This is a genomic window from Colwellia sp. BRX10-9 (genome assembly GCF_014077405.1).
Taxonomy (GTDB): Bacteria; Pseudomonadota; Gammaproteobacteria; order Enterobacterales; family Alteromonadaceae; genus Colwellia_A.
The window spans coordinates 1-725 of the sequence record NZ_JACGVV010000095.1; the positions used below are offsets into that span (position 1 = coordinate 1).

Sequence of the window (725 nt, forward strand, 5' to 3'; positions counted from 1 at the left end):
TCGCTTTAATTGCTGATGCTCGCAGTAATCACTCAGCACACCTTCGTGGCCGATAGCACCATGAAATTGTGTTCTAAATTCGGTGGTGATGATTAACCAGTTGTCCGCAGAGATATTCAATCGCTTGAGTATCTCTGGTTGTTTTTGTTCGATAAAACCCCGTTTATCTCCGCTAATACAACGGCCAGTTAACGTAATTAATTGAAGATAGTCGGCGAGTTCAAAAGGTAGGCCCTTTGGCATATTTTTCCTGGGGTTACCAATAAAGGGAAGCAGGGTCTTGGGCTGCCGGCCCTTTTTTGCCTCTTTACAACGACGTTTTATGCTCGTGTGGGCTGAGCTCTCTGGTGTCTTTGCGATATTGGCTCGAATAGGGTTTAAATCAACATAGGCCATACAAGACGCTAACGCTGCTTCATCTAATAACGCTTGGGATTTAAAGCGTCCTTCCCAAAATCTACCGGTGCAGTTATCTTCTTGGTTAGCCGCTCTTGCAATACTTTCATTGATATACCCCATAAACCAACTGATTTTCATCAGGCGCTTTCGATAGACCTCTGCGGTTGCATTAACCTCATCAAGTAAGGGTTGAGCTAAGCCGTCACCGTTGCAATATTGTTTGGTCAGTAACGTGCCTTTGTGTATGCGGTGCCAACGCACAAGTACGTCAGTCATTGTCCACTGCTTCGCTTTTTCTTCATCAATAAATAACACCACATGATAGT

General features: G+C 44.4%; 1 protein-coding gene. It reads right to left on the reverse strand.

Annotated elements, in window-relative coordinates; all coding sequences use genetic code 11:
• A partial coding sequence (locus H4J69_RS19615) for a transposase (RefSeq protein ID WP_182252059.1) occupies positions 1-725 on the reverse strand: 725 nt, incomplete at both ends.